The sequence below is a fragment of the Corynebacterium halotolerans genome, assembly GCF_050107895.1.
Taxonomy (GTDB): domain Bacteria; phylum Actinomycetota; class Actinomycetes; order Mycobacteriales; family Mycobacteriaceae; genus Corynebacterium; species Corynebacterium halotolerans_B.
In genome coordinates, this window is record NZ_JBNILW010000008.1 from 1 (window position 1) to 22,050 (window position 22,050).

At 65.3% G+C, this 22,050-nt stretch carries 25 protein-coding genes; 20 read left to right on the forward strand and 5 right to left on the reverse strand.

Annotated features, from left to right (window positions below; translation table 11 throughout):
* Window positions 1-196: 196 nt before the first annotated feature.
* Entirely contained in the window at window positions 197-931 is a 735-nt protein-coding gene (locus ACQCVD_RS09040; RefSeq protein WP_426823415.1) for a DUF1707 SHOCT-like domain-containing protein, read from the reverse strand.
* Window positions 932-1,305: 374 nt separating this feature from the next.
* On the opposite strand from ACQCVD_RS09040, the gene rpsL reads away from it, so the two are divergent.
* The 16 genes from rpsL to rpsQ all read left to right on the forward strand — a co-directional run bounded on the left by rpsL (window position 1,306) and on the right by rpsQ (window position 13,012).
* Window positions 1,306-1,677: a 30S ribosomal protein S12 gene (rpsL, locus tag ACQCVD_RS09045; protein ID WP_426823416.1), complete on the forward strand. Its 372-nt coding sequence runs from the start codon at window positions 1,306-1,308 to the stop codon at window positions 1,675-1,677.
* A gap of 3 nt (window positions 1,678-1,680) precedes the next feature.
* Window positions 1,681-2,148 carry a 30S ribosomal protein S7 gene (gene rpsG, locus ACQCVD_RS09050; RefSeq protein WP_426823417.1) on the forward strand — a complete coding sequence of 156 codons (468 nt, stop codon included), beginning with the start codon at window positions 1,681-1,683 and terminating at the stop codon, window positions 2,146-2,148.
* A 303-nt stretch (window positions 2,149-2,451) separates the two neighbouring features.
* Complete coding sequence (gene fusA / locus ACQCVD_RS09055; protein WP_426823418.1) at window positions 2,452-4,575, forward strand: elongation factor G; 2,124 nt, start codon at window positions 2,452-2,454, stop codon at window positions 4,573-4,575.
* Between the two features lie 330 nt (window positions 4,576-4,905).
* Window positions 4,906-6,096: an elongation factor Tu gene (tuf, locus tag ACQCVD_RS09060; RefSeq protein ID WP_426823419.1), complete on the forward strand. Its 1,191-nt coding sequence runs from the start codon at window positions 4,906-4,908 to the stop codon at window positions 6,094-6,096.
* A gap of 448 nt (window positions 6,097-6,544) precedes the next feature.
* Window positions 6,545-7,291, forward strand: coding sequence for a hypothetical protein (locus ACQCVD_RS09065; RefSeq protein ID WP_426823420.1), 747 nt, complete (start codon window positions 6,545-6,547; stop codon window positions 7,289-7,291).
* A 571-nt stretch (window positions 7,292-7,862) separates the two neighbouring features.
* A complete protein-coding gene (gene rpsJ / locus ACQCVD_RS09070) occupies window positions 7,863-8,168 on the forward strand; it encodes a 30S ribosomal protein S10 (RefSeq protein WP_003854291.1) in 306 nt (101 codons plus the stop codon).
* 32 nt (window positions 8,169-8,200) lie between these two features.
* A complete protein-coding gene (rplC, locus tag ACQCVD_RS09075) occupies window positions 8,201-8,857 on the forward strand; it encodes a 50S ribosomal protein L3 (RefSeq protein WP_426823421.1) in 657 nt (218 codons plus the stop codon).
* Entirely contained in the window at window positions 8,854-9,510 is a 657-nt protein-coding gene (rplD, locus tag ACQCVD_RS09080; protein ID WP_426823422.1) for a 50S ribosomal protein L4, read from the forward strand. The genes rplC and rplD overlap by 4 nt, the downstream gene beginning before the upstream one ends.
* Window positions 9,510-9,815, forward strand: a complete 306-nt coding sequence (rplW, locus tag ACQCVD_RS09085; protein WP_426823423.1) for a 50S ribosomal protein L23 — start codon at window positions 9,510-9,512, stop codon at window positions 9,813-9,815. Before rplD ends, rplW begins: the two co-directional genes overlap by 1 nt.
* Before the next feature lie 23 nt (window positions 9,816-9,838).
* Window positions 9,839-10,675 carry a 50S ribosomal protein L2 gene (rplB, locus tag ACQCVD_RS09090; RefSeq protein WP_426823424.1) on the forward strand — a complete coding sequence of 279 codons (837 nt, stop codon included), beginning with the start codon at window positions 9,839-9,841 and terminating at the stop codon, window positions 10,673-10,675.
* Window positions 10,676-10,691: 16 nt separating this feature from the next.
* Complete coding sequence (gene rpsS / locus ACQCVD_RS09095; protein ID WP_015399933.1) at window positions 10,692-10,967, forward strand: 30S ribosomal protein S19; 276 nt, start codon at window positions 10,692-10,694, stop codon at window positions 10,965-10,967.
* Window positions 10,968-10,970: 3 nt separating this feature from the next.
* The gene (gene rplV, locus ACQCVD_RS09100; protein WP_426823425.1) at window positions 10,971-11,333 is read left to right on the forward strand and encodes a 50S ribosomal protein L22; all 363 of its coding nucleotides are present in this window, start codon (window positions 10,971-10,973) and stop codon (window positions 11,331-11,333) included.
* Window positions 11,333-12,079, forward strand: a complete 747-nt coding sequence (gene rpsC / locus ACQCVD_RS09105) for a 30S ribosomal protein S3 (RefSeq protein WP_426823426.1) — start codon at window positions 11,333-11,335, stop codon at window positions 12,077-12,079. Before rplV ends, rpsC begins: the two co-directional genes overlap by 1 nt.
* 5 nt (window positions 12,080-12,084) lie before the next feature.
* Complete coding sequence (gene rplP, locus ACQCVD_RS09110; RefSeq protein WP_426823427.1) at window positions 12,085-12,501, forward strand: 50S ribosomal protein L16; 417 nt, start codon at window positions 12,085-12,087, stop codon at window positions 12,499-12,501.
* Window positions 12,501-12,731 (forward strand): 50S ribosomal protein L29, encoded by a 231-nt coding sequence (gene rpmC / locus ACQCVD_RS09115; protein ID WP_426823428.1) that lies wholly within the window; start codon window positions 12,501-12,503, stop codon window positions 12,729-12,731. Before rplP ends, rpmC begins: the two co-directional genes overlap by 1 nt.
* 2 nt (window positions 12,732-12,733) lie before the next feature.
* On the forward strand, window positions 12,734-13,012 hold the full coding sequence (gene rpsQ, locus ACQCVD_RS09120) for a 30S ribosomal protein S17 (RefSeq protein WP_426823429.1): 279 nt from the start codon (window positions 12,734-12,736) through the stop codon (window positions 13,010-13,012).
* A gap of 213 nt (window positions 13,013-13,225) precedes the next feature.
* On the opposite strand, the gene ACQCVD_RS09125 is transcribed toward rpsQ, so the two are convergent.
* From ACQCVD_RS09125 to ACQCVD_RS09135, 3 genes are read right to left on the reverse strand one after another with little or no spacing between them, the layout of a single operon-like run.
* Window positions 13,226-15,643 carry a GNAT family N-acetyltransferase gene (locus tag ACQCVD_RS09125; protein ID WP_426823430.1) on the reverse strand — a complete coding sequence of 806 codons (2,418 nt, stop codon included), beginning with the start codon at window positions 15,641-15,643 and terminating at the stop codon, window positions 13,226-13,228.
* Window positions 15,643-16,953, reverse strand: a complete 1,311-nt coding sequence (locus ACQCVD_RS09130) for a lysine N(6)-hydroxylase/L-ornithine N(5)-oxygenase family protein (RefSeq protein WP_426823431.1) — start codon at window positions 16,951-16,953, stop codon at window positions 15,643-15,645. The genes ACQCVD_RS09125 and ACQCVD_RS09130 overlap by 1 nt, the downstream gene beginning before the upstream one ends.
* Window positions 16,950-18,476 carry a pyridoxal phosphate-dependent decarboxylase family protein gene (locus tag ACQCVD_RS09135; protein ID WP_426823432.1) on the reverse strand — a complete coding sequence of 509 codons (1,527 nt, stop codon included), beginning with the start codon at window positions 18,474-18,476 and terminating at the stop codon, window positions 16,950-16,952. Before ACQCVD_RS09135 ends, ACQCVD_RS09130 begins: the two co-directional genes overlap by 4 nt.
* A 266-nt stretch (window positions 18,477-18,742) precedes the next feature.
* Here ACQCVD_RS09135 and ACQCVD_RS09140 point away from each other — a divergent pair, with 266 nt between their 5' ends.
* The 4 genes from ACQCVD_RS09140 (at window position 18,743) to rplE (ending at window position 21,561) form a co-directional block, all read left to right on the forward strand.
* Window positions 18,743-19,984 (forward strand): MFS transporter, encoded by a 1,242-nt coding sequence (locus tag ACQCVD_RS09140; protein WP_426823433.1) that lies wholly within the window; start codon window positions 18,743-18,745, stop codon window positions 19,982-19,984.
* A 315-nt stretch (window positions 19,985-20,299) separates the two neighbouring features.
* A complete protein-coding gene (gene rplN, locus ACQCVD_RS09145; protein ID WP_426823434.1) occupies window positions 20,300-20,668 on the forward strand; it encodes a 50S ribosomal protein L14 in 369 nt (122 codons plus the stop codon).
* Window positions 20,669-20,983 carry a 50S ribosomal protein L24 gene (gene rplX / locus ACQCVD_RS09150; RefSeq protein WP_426823435.1) on the forward strand — a complete coding sequence of 105 codons (315 nt, stop codon included), beginning with the start codon at window positions 20,669-20,671 and terminating at the stop codon, window positions 20,981-20,983.
* 2 nt (window positions 20,984-20,985) lie between these two features.
* Window positions 20,986-21,561, forward strand: coding sequence for a 50S ribosomal protein L5 (gene rplE, locus ACQCVD_RS09155; RefSeq protein ID WP_426823436.1), 576 nt, complete (start codon window positions 20,986-20,988; stop codon window positions 21,559-21,561).
* A 27-nt stretch (window positions 21,562-21,588) separates the two neighbouring features.
* Here rplE and ACQCVD_RS09160 read toward each other — a convergent pair whose 3' ends face one another.
* Complete coding sequence (locus tag ACQCVD_RS09160) at window positions 21,589-22,005, reverse strand: hypothetical protein (RefSeq protein WP_426823437.1); 417 nt, start codon at window positions 22,003-22,005, stop codon at window positions 21,589-21,591.
* Between the last annotated feature and the right edge of the window lie 45 nt (window positions 22,006-22,050).

Sequence of the window (22,050 nt, forward strand, 5' to 3'; positions counted from 1 at the left end):
CCGCTCCCTGTCACAGGGAGCGGGACCGGGCCGTCTGTTGTCTGCCACTGCGACGCCATCAGCAGAGCTGGAGAAGAAGGGTGTTGCGGTAGGGGCAGGCTACGATGCGGGCGCCTCCTCAACCGCCGCGCCGTCCCCGGGGAGCAGGACACGGGGTGTCTACCGGAAGTGGGGGCTGACCCGACCGAGCGCGAGCTCAGGCCTGCCGGGGTCTGGTGATCACCGAAACCCCGCCCATGAGCGCGAGACCACTGACCCGCACCACGGGGGCGTCGGCGGGCAGCTCGGCAGGCCGGACCAGCGTACGTTTGTCCACGCTGGCATCGAAGCCGCCCATGACTCCGATGCCGTCACAGATCACCCGCACGCCCTCGGGGACGATGACGTCGATGCCACCCATGACCGCGAAGGCGTAGATCCGGGTCTCTCCGGACTCGAAACGGGCCTCCCGAAGGTCGACGTCATTACCGCCCATCACGGTGATCGAGGTGTGACTGGCCGACACCAACCAGTCCCCGTGGCGGGTGGCACCGCCCATCAGGGAAAGGGAGATCTCGGAGCCGTTCTTCTCCCCGGTGATGCGCCGCCGCACGAGGTCCACGGCGGAACGGGCATTGAGCGGTCTCCGCGGGTCTGCGGCCCCGCCCGTGGCGAAGGCGACCGGAGCGTCCGGGGACGGTGCCGCGGGCAGGGGGAGCCGGGTGGGCTGCAGCCCGGCGAGTCCCTCCGGGTCATCGTGGATGTCCGAGACCAGCGGGAGAAACTCATCCCGGTAGCGGCACGCCCAGGCCTGCGCGGAACGTTCCTCAAACTCGGCGAACTGCAGCTGGCCGCGGCCGAGAGCGGAGGAGAGCTCATTGGTGACCCTGCGGCGATCGTCATCGGAAGCGAGTTTTCGCGGCGGTTCCGGGTAGGCAGACGTGGCATCCATATCCTGATGATATCGCCCCCACGCACGTTGGGGGAGGGGGAGAACCCTGAATTTCAGACTGCTGTGGGGTCGGAATATCGCGACGGAGAGCGCTGTGACGGGGTTGAAACACCGGCCATATACCTGTCATCGGGACGAAGTGCAAAGCGGAATTTTGGTGTCTGGGCATGGTTGCTGTAGTGTCACTGTCTAGTCCCACGTCTAGATGGTGGGAGCCTGAATTTTCCCCGGTAGGCCAGCGAGAGCGGCTGACTGGGTTTCGCGCGTTCTAATGGAAGTCCTTTTCCTTCGGGCGCGAGCAGGCGACTGAAGATGACTTCAACTTCGGTCGGCAACCCCGGCCGGAATGCCGATCGATCACAGAAAGATGGTTCATGCCAACTATTCAGCAGCTGGTCCGCAAGGGCCGCCACGATAAGTCCGGAAAGGTGGCCACCGCCGCCCTGAAGGGGTCCCCGCAGCGCCGCGGCGTGTGCACCCGTGTGTACACCACCACCCCGAAGAAGCCGAACTCCGCTCTCCGTAAGGTCGCCCGTGTGCGCCTGACCACCGGTATCGAGGTGTCCGCCTACATCCCGGGTGAGGGTCACAACCTCCAGGAGCACTCCATGGTGCTCGTCCGTGGTGGTCGTGTGAAGGACCTTCCCGGTGTCCGCTACAAGATCGTCCGTGGTTCCCTCGACACCCAGGGTGTCAAGGATCGTAAGCAGGCCCGTTCCCGCTACGGCGCCAAGAAGGGACAGTAACCAATGCGTAAGAGTGCAGCCCCGAAGCGCCCTGTCGTCAAGGATCCGGTCTACGATTCCGAGCTGGTCACCCAGCTCGTGAACAAGGTTCTGCTCGACGGCAAGAAGTCCACCGCTGAGCGCATCGTCTACGGTGCCCTGGAGATCGCCCGCGAGAAGACCGGCACCGACCCCGTCGGCACCCTCGAGAAGGCCCTGGGCAACATCCGTCCGGACCTCGAGGTCCGTTCCCGCCGTGTCGGTGGCGCCACCTACCAGGTTCCGGTTGAGGTCCGTCCGGGCCGCTCCACCACCCTGGCTCTCCGCTGGATGGTGACCTTCACCCGTCAGCGTCGTGAGAACACCATGATCGAGCGCCTGGCCAACGAGATCCTGGATGCGTCCAACGGTCTCGGCGCCTCCGTGAAGCGTCGCGAGGACACCCACAAGATGGCTGAGGCCAACCGCGCCTTCGCCCACTACCGCTGGTAGTAGCTCCCATGCCTGTGACCCTTCCGTTGCTCCACTCCTCGCCCGGCCGGCGCTCAGAGCGCGCCCAGCTCTCGGCGCGGGGAGGCAATGGTCGGGTCATTGTGCTTTCCGGGACGGAACGCAGGTTCCCATCTCGCCGTTCCCATCGGCTATCTGCCTGAGCCCCACCGCAGCTCAGTCAGGAAATATTGTTTCTGGTGCTGCCTGGAGCGGCGATCAGTGGCAAAATTGAACGAGAACTATCCATCGTCGGCGTTCATGGCCCGCCATGAACTCCCATAAGAAATAAGTTGGGGTAAGACTGTGGCACAAGAAGTGCTTAAGGATCTGAGCAAGGTCCGCAACATCGGCATCATGGCCCACATCGATGCCGGTAAGACCACCACGACCGAGCGCATCCTCTTCTACACCGGCATCAACCGTAAGGTCGGCGAGACCCACGATGGTGCTTCCACCACTGACTGGATGGAGCAGGAGAAGGAGCGTGGCATCACGATCACCTCCGCCGCCGTCACGTGCTTCTGGGAAAACAACCAGATCAACATCATCGACACCCCGGGCCACGTCGACTTCACCGTCGAGGTCGAGCGTTCCCTGCGCGTGCTCGATGGCGCCGTCGCCGTCTTCGACGGCAAGGAGGGCGTTGAGCCGCAGTCCGAGCAGGTCTGGCGTCAGGCCGCCAAGTACGACGTGCCGCGTATCTGCTTCGTGAACAAGATGGATAAGCTCGGCGCGGACTTCTACTACACCGTGCAGACCATCATCGACCGCCTCGGCGCCAAGCCGCTGGTCATGCAGCTGCCGATCGGCGCTGAGGATGACTTCAACGGTGTCGTCGACCTGATCAACATGAAGGCCCTGATGTGGCCGGGCAAGACCGCCATCGGCACTGAGGCCACCGTCGAGGAGATCCCGGCCGACCTGCAGGAAAAGGCCGAGGAGTACCGTGAGAAGCTCCTGGAGACCGTTGCGGAGTCCGACGAGGACCTCATGGAGAAGTACTTCGGCGGCGAGGAGCTGACCAACGACGAGATTAAGGCAGCCATCCGCAAGATGACCGTCAACTCCGAGATCTACCCGGTCTACTGCGGCACCGCCTACAAGAACAAGGGTGTCCAGCCGCTGCTGGACGCCGTCATCGACTACCTGCCGAACCCGCTGGACATCGGCGAGGTGCAGGGCCACAAGGTCGGCGACGAGGCCACCGCGCTCACCCGTAAGCCCTCCGCTGACGAGCCGTTCTCCGCACTGGCCTTCAAGATTGCCGTGCACCCGTTCTTCGGTAAGCTGACCTACGTCCGCGTCTACTCCGGCCAGGCCAAGCCGGGCGACCAGGTTCAGAACTCCACCAAGGGCAAGAAGGAGCGCATCGGCAAGATCTTCCAGATGCACTCCAACAAGGAGAACCCGGTTGAGGAGGCCCGCGCCGGCAACATCTTCGCCGTCGTCGGTCTGAAGGACACCACCACCGGTGACACCCTCTGTGACTCCAACGACCCGATCATCCTCGAGTCCATGGACTTCCCGGATCCGGTGATCCAGGTCGCCATCGAGCCGAAGACCAAGTCGGACCAGGAGAAGCTGGGCACCGCCATCCAGAAGCTCGCTGAAGAGGATCCGACCTTCACCGTCCACCTGGATGAGGAGTCCGGTCAGACCGTCATCGGCGGCATGGGCGAGCTGCACCTGGACGTCCTCGTCGACCGCATGAAGCGCGAGTTCAAGGTCGAGGCCAACGTGGGCGCTCCGCAGGTCGCCTACCGCGAGACCATCCGCAAGCCGGTCGAGAAGGTCGAGTTCACCCACAAGAAGCAGACCGGTGGTTCCGGTCAGTTCGCTAAGGTGATCATGTCCTTCGAGCCCTACGCCCCGAGCGCCGAGGAGCTGGAGGAGGGCGAGTCCGCAACCTACAAGTTCGACAACGCCGTCACCGGTGGCCGTATCCCGAGGGAGTACATCCCCTCCGTCGACGCTGGTGTCCAGGACGCCATGCAGTACGGCTTCCTGGCCGGCTACCCGCTGGTCAACGTCAAGGCCACCCTGCTGGATGGTCAGTACCACGACGTCGACTCCTCGGAGATGGCCTTCAAGATCGCCGGTTCCCAGGCACTGAAGGAAGGCATCGCCAAGGCGAAGCCGGTCCTGCTGGAGCCGCTGATGGCCGTTGAGATCACCACTCCGGAGGAGTACATGGGTGAGGTCATCGGTGACGTCAACTCCCGCCGTGGCCAGGTCAACGCCATGGAGGACCGGGCCGGCGCCAAGCTGGTCAAGGCCACCGTCCCGCTGTCCGAGATGTTCGGCTACGTCGGTGACCTGCGCTCCAAGACCCAGGGTCGTGCGAACTACTCGATGGTCTTCGACTCCTACGGTGAGGTGCCCTCCAGCGTCTCCCAGGAGATCATCGCGGAGCGCACCGGCGCCTAAGGGCGTCAACCCGGCAGCCATCCCGGTGTCCGTGCCGGCACCGGAGTGGCGCCGCCGTGGGGTAGCGGCCCGCTGAGCGTTCACCCGTCCCGGGTGGGGGCTGAGCAGGCCGTTACCCTCCGGAAATCCGAGATTTTCGTGGGTGGGATCCTCCCCTCGTGCTCATGCACGTGGTTTGAAAAACCACCCGCGTAAATCTAGGATCATGTAACTGGCACATTTTGAAATCGCCACAACCGCTGGCCCGCGCGAGCAGGCCTGCAGTAATGGCAACCATCCACCACGTGGCTGCGAAAGTCGTAGCCACCATGAAGTCCAGGAGGACATACAGTGGCAAAGGCGAAGTTCGAGCGTACAAAGCCGCACGTCAACATCGGCACCATCGGTCACGTCGACCACGGTAAGACCACCACCACGGCTGCCATCACCAAGGTTCTGGCCGACACCTACCCGGAGGAGAACACTGCCTTCGCCTTCGACACCATCGACAAGGCGCCGGAGGAGAAGGAGCGTGGCATCACGATCAACATCTCCCACGTCGAGTACTCCACCCCGAAGCGCCACTACGCCCACGTTGACGCCCCGGGCCACGCCGACTACATCAAGAACATGATCACCGGCGCCGCTCAGATGGACGGTGCGATCCTCGTGGTCGCCGCCACCGACGGCCCGATGCCGCAGACCCGTGAGCACGTGCTGCTGGCTCGCCAGGTTGGTGTCCCCTACATCCTCGTCGCCCTGAACAAGTGCGACATGGTTGACGATGAGGAGATCATCGAGCTGGTCGAGATGGAGATCCGCGAGCTGCTCGCCGAGCAGGACTACGACGAGGAAGCTCCGATCACCCACATCTCCGCTCTGAAGGCTCTTGAGGGCGACGAGAAGTGGACCAAGGCCATCCTCGAGCTGATGGATGCTTGCGACAACTCCATCCCGGACCCGGAGCGCGAGACCGATCAGCCGTTCCTGATGCCGATCGAGGACATCTTCACCATCACCGGTCGTGGCACCGTCGTCACCGGCCGTGTCGAGCGTGGCTCCCTGAAGGTGAACGAGGATGTCGACATCATCGGCATCAAGGAGAAGTCCACCTCCACCACCGTCACCGGTATCGAGATGTTCCGTAAGCTCCTCGACTACACCGAGGCCGGCGACAACTGTGGTCTGCTGCTCCGCGGCATCAAGCGCGAGGATGTCGAGCGCGGCCAGGTCATCGTCAAGCCGGGCGCTTACACCCCGCACAAGAAGTTCGAGGGCTCCGTCTACGTCCTGTCCAAGGACGAGGGCGGCCGCCACACCCCGTTCTTCGACAACTACCGTCCGCAGTTCTACTTCCGCACCACCGACGTCACCGGCGTCGTGTCCCTGCCGGAAGGCACTGAGATGGTCATGCCGGGCGACAACGTTGACATGAGCGTCGAGCTCATCCAGCCGGTCGCCATGGACGAGGGCCTGCGCTTCGCTATCCGCGAGGGCTCCCGCACCGTCGGCGCCGGCCGCGTCACCAAGATCATCGAGTGATAATCGGTGAACTTGCCGTCAGTGACTTCTGAGTGACTGACAAGCTCACATCGGGCCCCGGAGGATTTTTCCTCCGGGGCCCGATGTATTTTCGCTGCCCGCCGGTGAGGAGCACGGGTACTGCATCGGAAGGGTGCTGCCGGTCAACGGTCTCAGACTGGTGAGGAAGGGGCAGTTCTGCAGCTGGTACCACCGGCACCGGGGAAATTCCCGGGGGTGCGGCGAATACCGGTCCCGGGCCCGCTGCTGGTTGTGGGGGCTCAGCTCGTCGAGCCTGGCGTGGCGGCTGCCCTCCGCAAGACCTGGATGTTCCCGTAGTTCCCTGACGTATGGTCCGGGTTCCTCCTGCATGCACCCGATCAGAAGAACTCGTTCAGATGGTCGATGCGGGGCGAGGACATGACAACAGGGCCCGGTGAAGTGGCGGTCAACGTACGATGCCGAAAGCATGACACTAGGATTAGACGCCATGAAGGATCCCGCCAGAATTCCCGCCGTGCTGGACCAGCTGCGGAGCACCTGGGAAGCCCAGCCGGACCTCGAATTGGCGACCCTCTTCGGGATGCTGGCGAACCGGGGCATCGGTTGGGGCAGCGGTGACGAGCAGCTGATCGAGGCCCTGACCGCCCTGCGCCGTGAACACCCCGCCGAGGTGTGCGGCAGCGCCCGGTCCGCCGCATCGGGTGCGGGAACCACCGTCACCGGCCGCTACCTGGTGGAGACCGAAGGGCCGGAGCACCGCATCACCATCGACCCCTTCCGGATCAGCGTGCGGCGGGTGCCCGGCCGTACCCGGCCGGGAATCTGGGAGTATGACCGCCTCCGCCGTTGCCGGGCCGGTGAGCCGCTGCTCATCACCGACGCCGCGGGCATCGATCATCGGCTCGGGGTGGTCGCACGTATCACGCTGCTTGACGACGCCCCACGTGCTGACGTCAACTCCCTCGACGGCCTGCATCGGCGCGAGATCGGGGAGGCGGTGTTCCACCTGCGCTTCGCCTCCGGGGCGACAGCCCTGCTGGACCACGGCCTGGAACTCTATGAGGTCGGCCGACGTGCCATCGGACAACGCTCCATCCGCTGGGAGCGTCTGGGGACCGCCACGCCGGGCCAACCGCTCTGTGTGGAAACCAGGGGTGGGGGAGTGCCTGAGGAGTTGGGACTCCTTGAGCAGATCGTGGTCCTGGAATCCTGACGGGGAGGGTAGATCACCTCCTGATGGGTTGGTGTGAAGCTGCTTACGCGGGGCGCTCCGCGCCGAAATCAGGTTTGTGTTATGGCGAAATTCATGGTTTAATACTCAAGTTGCTTTAACACGACGTGCGTCGACTGCACCATCGGACAAGCCCACCACGGGAACTGCCGGTAACCGCGACTGACAACACCGTCGATGGTGAGGCAAACATGACACCTTCAGTCGGATTCCCCGGAATCCGTGGAGGACTCCGTACTCGAGTGGATCGTGCGCGACACGCCCGAGCGCGGGGGCCGGAGAAGGGGCATGGCAAATAAACAGCGGCAGTAGGTCTGGACCACGCTTATCACGAGTTTTGGTCCCTTCCGGCTTGATGCACGGGTTCTTGTACCCCGTCAGAAGCAGTGGCGTGTGTTTATTCCACGCCTTCACATGCATCCGGTCATTCATGACAGTCAAGAAGAAACTGGCGTTGCGCCCGAGCCCCGGCCGGACAACGTTATAGAGAAATCGAGAAGCGATATCCCACCTCTCCATTGTGGACGTGGGACAAGCGAGGAAGAGGATAAGCGTGGCGGGACAAAAGATCCGCATTCGGCTCAAGGCCTACGACCACGAGGCGATCGACGCGTCTGCACGCAAGATCGTCGAGACCGTGACCCGTACGGGTGCACGGGTGGTTGGCCCGGTGCCGTTGCCCACCGAAAAGAACGTGTACGCCGTTATTCGTTCTCCCCACAAGTACAAGGATTCTCGCGAGCACTTCGAGATGCGCACCCACAAGCGCCTGATCGACATCCTCGACCCGACGCCGAAGACGGTTGATGCCCTCATGCGCATCGACCTCCCGGCCAGCGTCGACGTGAACATTCAGTGATCGACGGAAACTTTGGCAGCGGAGAATAACTAATGAGTGAAAACGAGATCAAGGGCATTCTGGGCACCAAGCTCGGCATGACCCAGGTCTTCGACGAGGAGAACCGGGTCATCCCCGTCACCGTCGTCGAGGCTGGGCCGTGCGTGGTCACCCAGATTCGTACCACGGAAATCGATGGCTACAACGCCATCCAGATCGCCTACGGCGAGATCGACCCCCGCAAGGTGAACAAGCCGAACGCGGGTCACTTCAAGAAGGCCGGCGTTACCCCCCGCCGTCACGTGACCGAGATTCGCATGGACGATGTCTCCGGCTACGAGATCGGTCAGGACGTCACTGTCGACATCTTCGAGGGCGAGTCCTTCGTTGACGTCACCGGCACGACCAAGGGTAAGGGCTTCGCCGGCGGCATGAAGCGCCACGGCTTTGCCGGTCAGGGTGCCGGTCACGGCAACCAGGCCGCACACCGCCGCGTCGGTGGTATCGGCGGCGCCGCTACCCCGGGCCGTGTCTTCAAGGGCAAGCGCATGGCAGGCCGTATGGGTAATGACCGCGTCACCACCCAGAACCTCAAGGTTCAGAAGGTTGACGCCGATTCCAACCTGCTGCTCATCAAGGGAGCGATCCCGGGCAACAAGGGTGGCATCGTGACCGTTAAGACCGCAGTGAAGGGCGGTGCACACGCATGACCAATCTGAAGCTTGACGTCCACACCGCTGAGGGTACGACCGACGGCCAGGTTGAGCTGCCGGCCGAGTTCTTTGACCGGGAGGTCAGCGTTTCGCTGATGCACCAGGTCGTGACTGCCCAGCTCGCCGCAAAGCGTCAGGGTACCCACTCCACCAAGACCCGGGCCGAGGTTTCCGGCGGCGGCAAGAAGCCGTTCCGCCAGAAGGGCACCGGTCGCGCCCGTCAGGGCTCGATCCGCGCGCCGCACTTCGCTGGCGGTGGTATCTCGCACGGCCCGAAGCCGCGCGATTACTCCCAGCGGACCCCGAAGAAGATGAAGGCCGCCGCTCTGTTCGGCGCTCTGTCCGACCGTGCCCGCCACGACCGCATCCACGTGGTCACCGAGCTCGTCCCGGGTCAGAAGCCGTCCACCAAGGCTGCGCGTACCTTCCTCGAGCGGCTGACCGACCGCAAGTCGGTGCTGCTCGTGGTTGGCCGCGAGGACTTCACCGCCCGCAAGAGCGCCAACAACCTGCCCGGCGTCCACATCCTGGTCGCTGAGCAGCTGAACACCTACGACGTGCTCTACGCTGATGACGTCGTGTTCTCCGTTGAGGCTCTGCACACCTTCATCAACCGTGCCTCCGGCGCGGGCCAGGAGGAGAACAAGTAATGGCCAAGTTCGCAGATCCGCGTGACATCATCATCGCCCCGGTCGTCTCTGAGAAGTCCTACGGCCTGATGGAGCAGAACGTCTACACGTTCCTCGTCAGCCCGGACTCCAACAAGACCCAGATCAAGACCGCCGTCGAGCAGATCTTCGGCGTGAAGGTCGCCTCCGTCAACACCGCCAACCGTGAGGGCAAGCGCAAGCGCACCCGCACCGGTTACGGTCAGCGGAAGGCCACCAAGCGCGCCTACGTCTCGCTCCGCGAGGGCAGCGACTCCATCGACATCTTCGGCGGCACCGCCGCTTAAGGCGTCGAAAGTAAGGACACATTATGGCTATTCGTAAGCACAAGCCGACAACTCCGGGTCGCCGTCAGAGCTCCGTCTCCCAGTTCAGCGAGATCACTCGCTCGACTCCGGAGAAGAGCCTGCTGCGCCCCATCCACAAGACCGGTGGCCGCAACGTGCACGGCCACATCACCACCCGTCACCGCGGTGGTGGACACAAGCGTCGTTACCGCGTCATCGACTTCCGTCGCAATGACAAGGACGGCGTGCTGGCCAAGGTCGCTCACATCGAGTACGACCCGAACCGCACCGCCAACATCGCGCTGCTGCACTACCGCGACGGCGAGAAGCGCTACATCCTGGCCCCCAAGGGCCTGAAGCAGGGCACGCTCGTCGAGTCCGGCGCCAACGCGGACATCAAGGTCGGCAACAACCTGCCGCTCCGTAACATCCCGGCCGGTACCGTCCTGCACGCCGTTGAGCTGAAGCCGGGCGCCGGTGCCAAGCTCGCCCGTTCCGCGGGTACGTCCATCCAGCTGCTCGGTAAGGAGCGTGGCTACGCCGTGCTGCGTATGCCCTCCTCCGAGATCCGCCGCGTGGACATCCGCTGCCGCGCCACCATCGGTGAGGTCGGCAACGCCGACCAGATCAACATCCGTTGGGGCAAGGCCGGCCGTATGCGCTGGAAGGGCTGGCGCCCGTCTGTCCGTGGTGTCGTCATGAACCCGATCGACCACCCGCACGGTGGTGGCGAGGGCAAGACCTCGGGTGGCCGCCACCCGGTGTCGCCGTGGGGCCAGAAGGAAGGCCGCACCCGCAACCCGAACCGCTACTCCAACAACATGATCGTGCGTCGCCGCCGGTCCAACAAGAAGCGCTAAGAGGAGGTAACAGAGAATGCCACGTAGCCTTAAGAAGGGTCCGTTCGTCGATGAGCACCTCCTCAACAAGGTTGATGCTCAGAACGAAAAGGGCACCAAGCAGGTCATCAAGACCTGGTCCCGCCGTTCCACCATTCTCCCCGACTTCATCGGCCACACTTTCGCCGTCCACGACGGTCGCAAGCACGTGCCGGTGTTCATCGATGACTCGATGGTCGGCCACAAACTGGGCGAGTTCGCGCCCACCAAGACCTTCAAGGGTCACGTCAAGGACCAGAAGGGACGTCGATAAGCGATGAGTGAAACCATCACCTCCGCACGCGCCACCGCGCGTTTCGTCCGCGTCTCCCCGATGAAGTCACGCCGGGTCATCGACCTCGTCCGCGGCAAGTCCGTGTCCGAGGCGCTGGCCATCCTGAAGTACGCTCCGCAGGACGCGGCCAAGCCGCTCGCCAAGGTCGTTGCTTCGGCGGCCGCCAACGCGGAGAACAACTTCGGTCTGGATCCCCGCACCCTGGTCATCTCGCAGGCCTTCGCCGACGAGGGACCGACCATGCGTCGCTTCCAGCCGCGTGCTCAGGGCCGGGCTTTCCAGATCCGTAAGCGCACCAGCCACATCACCGTGGTTGTTGAGAGCCAGAAGGAAGGGGCCAAGTAGTGGGCCAGAAGATTCATCCTCACGGCCTCCGGCTGGGCATCACTTCCAACTGGAAGACCCACTGGTACGCCGACAAGCAGTACGCCGACTACGTCGCCGAGGACATCAAGATCCGTGACTACCTGTCCAAGGGTCTGGATCGTGCCGGCATCGCCGACGTCGTCATCGAGCGCACCCGCGACCGCGTCCGCGTCGACATCCACACCGCCCGTCCGGGCATCGTGATCGGCCGCCGGGGCTCCGAGGCCGACCGCATCCGTCGTGCGCTGGAGAAGCTCACCGGCAAGCAGGTCGCCCTCAACATCCTTGAGGTCAAGAACGTCGACGCCAACGCTGCGCTGGTGGCCCAGTCCATCGCCGAGCAGCTGGTCAACCGCGTCGCCTTCCGCCGTGCCATGCGCAAGGCCATCCAGTCGGCCATGCGTCAGCCGCAGGTCAAGGGCATCAAGGTCGTCTGCTCCGGTCGTCTCGGCGGTGCCGAGATGGGCCGCGTGGAGCGCTACCACGAGGGTCGCGTTCCGCTGCACACCCTCCGCGCCGAGATCGACTACGGAACCCACGAGGCCCACACCACCTTCGGCCGCATCGGCGTCAAGGTGTGGATCTACAAGGGTGACGTCGTCGGTGGCCGTCGCGAGAGCGAGATCAACGCACCCGCAGAGCGTCGCGGCCGCGGCGACCGCAACGCACGTCCGCGTCGCGGTGGCCAGCGTCGTCAGCGCGCTGAGAAGAAGCAGGAGGGCTAATCACCATGCTCATCCCTAAGCGCGTCAAGTACCGTCGCCAGCACCGCCCGCACCGTCGGGGGATGTCCAAGGGCGGTAACCGCATCGCATTCGGTGACTACGGCATCCAGGCTCTCGAGCCGGCCTACGTCTCCAACCGCCAGATCGAGGCAGCTCGTATCGCCATCAACCGCCACGTCAAGCGTGGTGGCAAGGTCTGGATCAACATCTTCCCGGACCGCCCCCTGACCCAGAAGCCGCTCGGCGTGCGCATGGGCTCCGGTAAGGGCCCGGTTGAGAAGTGGGTCGCCAACGTCAAGCCCGGCCGTATCCTCTTCGAGATGACCTACCCCGACGAGGCAACCGCCGTTGAGGCGCTGCGTCGTGCAGGTCAGAAGCTGCCCTGCAAGGTTCGTATCGTGAAGAAGGAGGATCAGTTCTAATGGCAACCGGTACCCCCGCACACGAGTTCCGTGAGCTGAACCCCGAAGAGCTGCAGACCCGCCTGACCGAGGCCAAGGAAGAGCTGTTCAACCTGCGCTTCCAGATGGCCACCGGCCAGCTGACCAACAACCGCCGCCTTCGCACGGTCAAGCGCGACATCGCCCGCATCTACACCGTTATCCGCGAGCGTGAGCTGGGCCTGTCCGTTGTTCCGGGAGCTGAGGCTTAATCATGAGTGAGGCAAACGTGAACGAGAAGGATCAGGGCGCACGCAAGATCCGCCAGGGTTACGTCGTGTCCGACAAGATGACCAAGACCATCGTCGTCGAGATCGAGGACCGCAAGCAGCACGCGCTGTACGGCAAGATCATGCGTTCGAACAAGAAGGTCAAGGCACACGATGAGGAGCAGACCGCCAGCATCGGCGACCTGGTCCGCATCGAAGAGTGCCGTCCGCTGTCCAAGGACAAGCACTACCGTCTCGTCGAGATCGTGGAGAAGGCCCGCTAGTCTTCCCCCGATCATCGCGAGATGACCAGAAAGCCCCACCCGGGCCGCGAGAAATCGCTCACCCGGGTGGGGCTTTCGCATGCCCGTGGGTCCCCTTGGGCAACAGTCCCAGGCGTTCCCGGAAGACCGCCACGTACCTGTGAGCGATCAGCCCGGGCCCCGGGCGTCAGATTGGAATACGTGAGCACCCGTCCATCGCCCGGATCCAGTCGGTCACTCCCGCACCGCGCTGAACTCCCGTTCCGGCGACCACAGGGGGTTGGGCATGTCGCCGGCGTAGAGCAGCGAGGAGTTCTGGTCCCCGAGGTTGACCATGCTGGTGGGGTTCCGCAGCTGGAGCCGGTTCAGGCAGGAGTGCCGGAAGGTCTGCGCCAGCAGCGGCAGTCCGCCACTGTCCTGCTCGGCCACGTAGTCCCGGCAGATCCGCCAGAATTCCTCCTCGGGCAGCAGATCGCGGTCGTCCAACAGGGCGGCGAGATGCCGCAGCACCCCGTCGAGCACGTCGGTCTGCACCGACAGCGCGCGCTGCGCATCGTCGATGTCGCCGTGGTCGGCCTGGATGCGGATGATCTGTTCGGGCAGTTCCCGGTGGACGTTGACCACCGCGACCTCCTCACCGAGATCCTTGAGGAAGGAGCCCACCGGCAGGCCGTCACGCAGTTCGAGGATCACGTTCTCGCCGTGCGGCATGAACACCGTGTCATGGTGGACCAGTGCCCGGATCACCGGATAGAGGTACACCTCCAGCAACGCGTGCACCCAGGCCGCCGCACCGACACCGGAACGCTCGATCCATTCCCCGGCCAGGGGTACCCCCGCAGCGTCGACGTGCAGCACGGCCGCCAGGGTCACCGCCACCGTGTCCTCGGCCAGGAACGGAATGGGGGACTCCCGGAACAGCGCTGAGAGCATCTTCTGGTGACCGGAAGGATCCGCCAGACCGGACTCGACGCTGCGGTGGTAGACGTCGCCGGTGAAGCCGACGGTGCTGACCTCCCGGATCAGTCGGATGTTGCGGGCCCGGACGGTGGGATCGGCCCCCACGGTGTCCGCCAGCCAGTCGTTGACCGCCGGGGTGTCGCCCATGTAAGCGGGGGAGAGCCCGCGGAGGAAGCCCATGTTGCGCACCGCCACCGCCGTCTTCACGTACGCCTGCTCCGGGCGGGACTGGTTGAAGAAGGTGCGCAGCGACTGCTGGGGCCGGTACAGGTCGGTGCCCTCACCGAGGTACACCAGATCCCCGCGCAGGAGGTTGGTGGCGAAGGTGGTTGTCACGCGGTTCTCCCACTGCCAGGGATGGACCGGCAGCGGCACGTACCCGCTCGGCTCCAGCCCCCGGGCACGCAACACCGCGCCGAATCTCTCCGCCAGCTCCGGCCCCATCTGCGCTTCCAGAAACTCCTGCTGCTCCAGGTCTGCGACCGCGCCCCGGACACACATCTCCCGTCGGGCGGCCAACCAGGTCAGACGGGTCGGCCGCCCGAGCTCCGGTGCCCAGGCCGTCAGGTCCGCCTCGCTCATTCCGCCGCGGCCGGCATTGGCCAGGAACCCCGGATGCCCCTCGGTCATCGCGGCTTCGACAAACTGCAGATGGTGGGCCTGCCCCCGCCGCTCGCTTGACGACGCCCCGCCCCCGGAGCCGGCTGCCAGCTCCGCGGAGCTGGGGCGTCCCGCGCCCAGTACCCGGGCCCGCCCGGCGAGGGTGGCCTGCAGCTCCTCAAGGTAGACCGGCAGGAAGTTCGGGGAAATTCCCAGCTCCGGGGCCGCCCCGGCGACCAGGTCCACCAGGTGGCACGGGGCGCCGTCCACCGCCGTGACGCTGCCCGGATCAATGCTGAGGTGTTCCAGCGCGTGGGGGATGGCCCGGAATCGCAGCTCCCGCGGCCCGAAGTCCACGCGGTAGCGCCGCCACCGTCCCTCGGCCGGTTCCGGCAGCTCGGTGGCCACCAGCAGACGTTCATGGACGAACTCCCGGAGGGCCTTCGCGATCAGTTCATGTTCCGCCCGCTGCCCGGCGGAGACCAGATGGTGCGCCCCGGAACGCCCCCGGTCGACCGACGCGCACCCGGCCAGACGGGAGGAACGGAACCGCTCTGCGGTACACACCTGGATCCGGGCGTGTTTGCTGCCCAGCTCGGTGTCTTCCAGTCCCGGTACGTCCCGGAAACCCGCCAGGGCGTTCTTGTGGTGCACCGCCGCGTTGGCCACGTCCGGTTCGACGAGCACACGGGTGGCGCCGCGGACATCGACCAGCCAGCGCAACACCGCGGCGAAGACGGCGTCGGTCAACCCGGGCACCGGATCACCCGACGGCGGGGCCACCAGGACATGCATCCCGATGTCGCCGTCCTGGATCTCCAGGTGCCCGGCCAGCGGGGAGGAGGCCGGCGAATAGGTCTCCACGAGCGCGACGGCCGTGCCGTCCAGCTCCAGCAGCCAGGCCTCCTCGTCCGCGCTGGCGGCGACCCGGGAGTATTCCCCGTGGATTTGTTCCGCCGTGGCTCCGAGGGCGCCCCAGAACTTCGAGCGGGGATGGGTGATCCAGCGGTGCAGCAGGTCGGCGTCCCGCCCGGGGCGGACCGGCCGCAGGGTGGCGGTGCCGCAGGTGGTGGCCATGGTGTTCCTGGTCATCACAGTCCCTCACCCCCGAAGGACTGGTGGGCGAAGGCGCGTTCCACGGGGTAGACCTCGCGGCCGGTGATCCGCTTCAGGATCACCGAGTTGCGCCACGGGCCCATCCCGAGGTCCGGGGCGGACAGGGCGTGGGTGTGTTCCTCTGCGTTCTGCACGAAGAGTGTTCCTTCCTCGTCGATGTCGAATTCCAGGCCCACCGCCATCCGGCCACGTTCGTCGAAGCGGATGTGCCCGGCGGCCGGCCTCAGGAAGTCGGGTAGCTGGGGTGGCCGGTAGCCGGTCGCCAGGATGACCACGTCGCTGGCGTGCACCCCGGTGGCGCCGGATTCCCCGTGTGCCAGGTGCAGTCGGTGACGGCCGGTGGAGCCGTCGGTGGGCTCGGCACCTGGCGACCAGGTCGCGCTGACGCCGGTGCGCAGGGTCGTGTCCAGCGGCTGCTGGATGCTCAGTCGGTCGAGCGTGTCGTAGATGTCGTTGATCAGGTCAGCGGAGATGCCCTTGTGCAGGTTGCGCTGATACTGGTTCAGGCTGTCGCGCCGGGCCGTGTCCAGGCCATGGAAGTAGCCGGTGTACTCCGGGGAGGTCAGCTCCAGGGTCAGTTTGGTGTACTCCATGGGGAAGAACCGCGGGGAACGGGTGAACCAGTCCAGGCGGGTGCCGTTTGCTGCGGCCGTCTCCATCAGTGCCCGGTAGATTTCCGCGGCGGACTGTCCGGATCCCACCACCGTCACTGAATCCGCCGCCTCGATCTCCCCGCGGTGATGGAGGAACTCCGAGGAGTGCCACACTCCCGGAGCGTCCACCGCCTCCGCGAGGGGAGCGGGCACGTTCGGGGTGGTCCCGACCCCGGAGACCACGTGGTAGGCACGGACCTCACGGGCGCCGGCGGCGTCGGAAAGCGTGACCGTCCACAGCCCGTCCGGATCGCGGCGCACGCCGGTGACCTCGGTGGACCAGGTGGTGGTGCTCAGCTGTCCGGCCACCCAGGCGCAGTAGGCGGAGTACTCCGAGCGCAGCGGGTAGAAGTCCTCCCGGATGTAGTAACGGTGGATCCGGCCCTGCTGCTTCAGGTAGTTCAGGAAGGAGAACCGGCTCGTCGGATCCGCGAGGCTGACCAGGTCCGCCAGGAAGGGAACCTGGATCGTGGCCCAGGGCAGCATCATCCCCTCGTGCCAGACGAAGTCCTCGCGGCGGTCGAAGAAGGCGGCGCTGAGCTCACCGGCTGCCACCAGCGGTTCCGCCAGCGCGGCGAGCCCCAGGTTGAACGGCCCGAGACCGATGCCCACCACGTCATAGGTTTCGCTCATGCCTGCACCCCCGAACGGTCCGCGGCACAGAGCCGTTCCCCGGCCGCGGTGACCCGGCCGAGGACCCCACCGATCAGTTCCGGGGTCATGGTGGGATCCAGCAGGGTGAACTTCAGGCAGGGGTCGCCGCGGAAGACGGTGGTGGCCACGATGGCCTCGCCGGTGTCGAAGAGCCGGTCCCGGATCGCGTGATTCAACGCACCGGAATCCAGCTCCATGTCGGCGGGTGGCACGAAGCGGAAGAGCACGGTGGACAGCTGCGGGGTGTCCAGCAGTTCCAGCTGCGCGGTCTCATCCACCGCGGCCGCGGCCTCCCGGGCCAGGTCGCAGCACCGGTCGAAGCCCGCCCCGAGGGCGGCGGCACCGAGCGTGCGCAGCGTGACCCACAGTTTGAGCGCATCGAAGCGGCGGGTCGTCTGCAGGGAGACGTCAGCGAGGTTCAACCGATCCGAGTGCTCGGGATTGAGATAGTCGGCGAACCAGTTGACGTGGTGCAGGTCCCGGCCGTCGCGGACCACGATCGCGGAGCACGCCACCGGCTGGAAGAAACCCTTGTGGAAGTCGACGGTCACGCTGTCGGCGCCGCTGATGCCCGCCAGCCACGTGCGGCGCGCCGGGGAGACGAGCAGGGCACCACCGTAGGCGGCGTCGACGTGCAGGTGTACGCCGTGCCGGTGGCAGATCTCGGCGATTTCCGGCAGGGGGTCGATGGCCCCGCGATCGGTGGTGCCGGCGGTGGCGATCACCGCGGCCGGCAACAGACCCTGCCGGTGGGCGGCGGTGAGCCGGTGGTCCAGGTCCACGGTGTCGATCCGGCCGCTGTCGTCCTGGCGGACCTGCACCAGTCCCTCCTCGCCGAGTCCGAGCAGGTGGGCGGCGCGGGCCACTGAGTAGTGGGTGTTGCCGGTGGCGAAGAAGCGCACCCGGGGCAGAGCGGTGGAGTGCTCCAGCCCAGCGGCCTCCGCCCGGGCCAGGGCCTTACCGCGGGCGATGACCAGGGCCTGCAGGTTGGATTGTGTACCTCCGGAGGTGAACACACCGTCGGCGGGAACGGTCTCCTTGGGTGCGGTGGGGAACCCGATCTGTTCGGCGGTCCAGCGCAGCAGGCGCTTTTCGATCAGGGCGGCGGACGTGGCCTGATCCCAGGATTCGACGGCGGTGTTGACGGTGGCGGCCAGTACCTCCGCCGCGATCGACGGCACGGTGATGGGGCAGTTCAGGTGGGCGATGTAGGCGGGGTGGTGGTACCAGACGGCGTGGTCGAGCCACACAGCACGCAGTTCGTCCAGGGTGGCGCCCAGATCCTCCAGGGGGGTGTCCAGGTCCACGGCGTCGATGGCGAACCCCAGCTCGGGTCGGGAATGTGGGGAGCGGGGCTGATCGGTCTCCGTCAGATAGCGGGTGACCAGCTCGGTCGCGGCGGCCACGGCGGCCGTGAGCTGCCGGGTGTCCGGGCCCACCAGATTCCCCGTCAACTGCTCGGCGGTGTGGTCAGAAATGTCATGATGTCGTGTGTCCAACATGACAGTAGAGGTTACAAAGGTAAGCCTAAACTTACCTAAGGAGCGCCTGATGGGGGCGTGATGCGGCGACGGGGTGCCCGCCGTGGCCAGCGGTGATCGGGCCCGGCAACGTGCTCCTGTGATAATCGTCACCCGGCGTGTCGGGCACTGGGCCGAGAGGTCCCGCCTCGGCTGCCCGGGCGCCTCCCGCGTAGCGGCGGAGGCCTACCATTGGGGTCTGTAACGGCGTTGACGGTGGCCTGCCGTCCGAAATGCAAGGAGACCGCATGGTGGGAACAGGTGGGAATGCGGGCACGCGGGCCGACGGGCCGCGGTTGACGGTCCCCTTCGGGGTGGCGGTGGTGGCGGTCTTCCTCGCGGCGTTGAACCTGCGTCCGGCGATCGCATCGCTCGGTGTGGTCATCGCCGACATCACCGAGCACTTCGGGGCGGGTGGGGCGACGGCGGGTATCCTCACCGCGCTGCCCGGCTTCTGCTTCGCGCTCTTCGGTATCGCCGCCGTCCCCCTGGCCCGTCGGATCGGGCTGACCGCCACCATGTGCGTGGGGATGGTGATCAGCCTGATCGGGGTGGGGCTGCGCCCCTGGGTCGGCCATATCTGGGTGTTCATCCTGCTCACCGGATTTGTGGTGGCCGGTATCGCCGTGGCCAACATTCTCCTGCCCGCCTGGATCAAGCGGCACGGCGGACGTCACATCGTGATGCTGACGACCACCTACACGGCGGTGCTCGGGCTGGGCGGCGCGTTGGGTCCGCTGTCAGCGCTGCTTTTCGACGGTCCCGGGGCCTGGCAGTGGATCCTGTTTCTCTGGGTGTTCGCGGCGGCGGCCCAACTGCTGCTCTGGCTGCCCCTGTTGCGACGCACCGGCAATGACTTTCCCCGTGGCACCCCGCCCGAGCCGGGGGCCGGCAGGGGGCCGCGCCTGTGGCGTTCGCCGACCGCCGTGGCACTCATGCTCTTCTTCGGCATGCAGTCCATGAACGCCTACATCCAGATGGGTTGGCTGCCGACCATGCTCATCGACGCGGGTGTCGACCTCGGCCGGGCCTCCGTCGCCGTCTCCCTGCTCGGACTGACCGGGCTGCTCGGAGGGCTGGTCGTGCCCACCCTGATCGCCCGGTTCCGGCGCTTCGAACTCTTCCCGCCGCTGTTCGCGTTGCTGAGTGTCTGCGGCTACCTCGGTGTCATGCTGGCTCCCGCGCAGGCCTGGTTCCTGTGGGCCCTGCTGCTAGGGCTCGGCGGCTTCTGCTTCCCGACGGCCCTGGCGCTGATCCCTTCCCGGACGGTCAGTCCGGAAATCACGGCCCGGCTCTCCGGGTTCGTCCAGCCCATCGGCTATCTCTTCGCCGGGGTCGGCCCACTGCTGGTCGGGGCCGCCTACGACGCCCTCGGGGGTTGGACGGTGATTCTCATGGTGTTGATCCTGACCGCGGTGTTCATGGGGGCCATCGGCTTCCGGGCGGCCCGCAACCACACCGTGGACGATGAATTGGCGGCGGCTGCGTAGGTGTCTTTTCCGCCGTTACGGGGAGAGGGCGGGCCGTGGGAAATCACCCGGGGCGTCGGCGGGTGGAACGGGCCGAGGGGCATATCATGCCGGCTTTGATTCCGCAGGGGCAGGTGTGGTTAAATATTCGGGTTGCCTGCGTAGGTCGGGCGGTGCCGGTGCGTTTCCGAACCGCCTGCCCGAGACCCTTCGACCGTCACGGTTCGTCGCCCGTATTCGTTTTTGAATCGGAGTGCGTCGGCACAGCAAGTACACAGACCGCGTGCGTTCGGGACGGAAATCCGGCGCACATACAACCAGGTCAGGAGACCAGTAGTGATTCAGCAGGAATCGCGTCTGAAGGTCGCCGATAACACCGGTGCACGGGAAATCATGTGCATCCGGGTGCTCGGTGGCTCCACTCGACGTTTTGCTGGCATTGGCGACACCATCGTCGCCACTGTCAAGGAAGCAGCCCCCGGTGGCAACGTGAAGTCTGGCGAGATCGTCAAGGCTGTCATCGTCCGCGCCAAGAAGTCGACCCGTCGTACCGACGGTTCCTACATCTCTTTCGATGAGAACGCCGCCGTCCTGATCCGGACGGACAACGAGCCCCGCGGCACCCGTATCTTCGGCCCGGTCGCTCGTGAGCTGCGTGAGAAGAAGTTCATGAAGATCGTCTCGCTGGCACCGGAGGTAATCTAAATGAAGATCCACAAGGGCGATATGGTCATCGTCATCTCTGGCCCGGACAAGGGTGCCAAGGGCAAGGTCATTGAGGCCTACCCGGCAACCGCGAAGGTTCTGGTCGAGGGCGTCAACCGCATCAAGAAGCACGTCGCTAACTCCGCTCCGGAGCGTGGCGCCGAGTCCGGCGGCATCGTGACCCAGGAAGCGCCGATCCACGTGTCCAACGTGGCCGTGCTGGATTCCGAAGGTAACCCGACCCGTATCGGTTACCGCTTCGACGAGAACGGCAAGAAGGTCCGTATCTCGCGTCGTAACGGGAAGGACATTTAAATATGGCTGAGAACTACATCCCCCGCCTGAAGACCCGCTACCGCGACGAGATCAAGAACGCGCTCAACGAGCAGTTCGGCTATGACAACGTCATGCAGATCCCGGGCCTGACCAAGATCGTGGTGAACATGGGTGTCGGCGACGCCGCCCGTGACTCCAAGCTGATCAACGGTGCCATGGAGGACCTGACCCTCATCACCGGTCAGAAGCCGCAGATGCGCCGCGCCAAGAAGTCCATCGCGAACTTCAAGCTGCGCGAGGGCATGCCGATCGGCGCCCGCGTCACTCTGCGTGGCGACCGCATGTGGGAATTCCTGGACCGCATGCTGACCGTGGCTCTGCCGCGAATCCGCGACTTCCGCGGCCTGTCCGACCAGCAGTTTGACGGACACGGCAACTACACCTTCGGCCTCTCCGAGCAGACCATGTTCTACGAGATCGATGTGGACAAGGTTGATCGTCCGCGCGGTATGGACATCACCGTCGTCACCACCGCGACCAACAATGATGAAGGTCGCGCCCTGCTCAAGGAGCTGGGCTTCCCGTTCAAGGACAAGGACGGCAACCGCCAGATGTAACTGGCCGGCTTCATCACTGAAGCTGTCTTAAGTCACCCTCCCGCTTCCGGTTCCACCGGGCGGGAGGGTTTCTTCATGCCCGAGTCCCGGCAGAGCAGAAGTCAGGCTCCGGCGGCGCGGCCCCAGCAGCATGCTCAGTGCCAGCAGACCAGCGAGGAAGGACACGCCGAGCACCGGTCCGATGATGCCCCAGATGTTGATCGCGGTGGGCATACCGGCGGTGAGCAGCCAGGATCCCCATCCGGTGAACAACAGGAGTCCGGGGAAGAGGTTGGCCCACCGCTGCTCCCGGCGGGTGTGGATGAAGAAGGGCGCGATCATCCCGGCCAGGGCGAGAATGGCGCCGAACGCCCACAGGGCGGTGCCACCGTAGCCGTTGCCGTCCAGCATGACGAACACCAGCGCCAGGTGCGCCACGGTGCCGATCAACAAGATGGTTCGCATAGTGAAAATATTAGCCGGGGAAAGGGATCGGAAAAAGGGGTGACG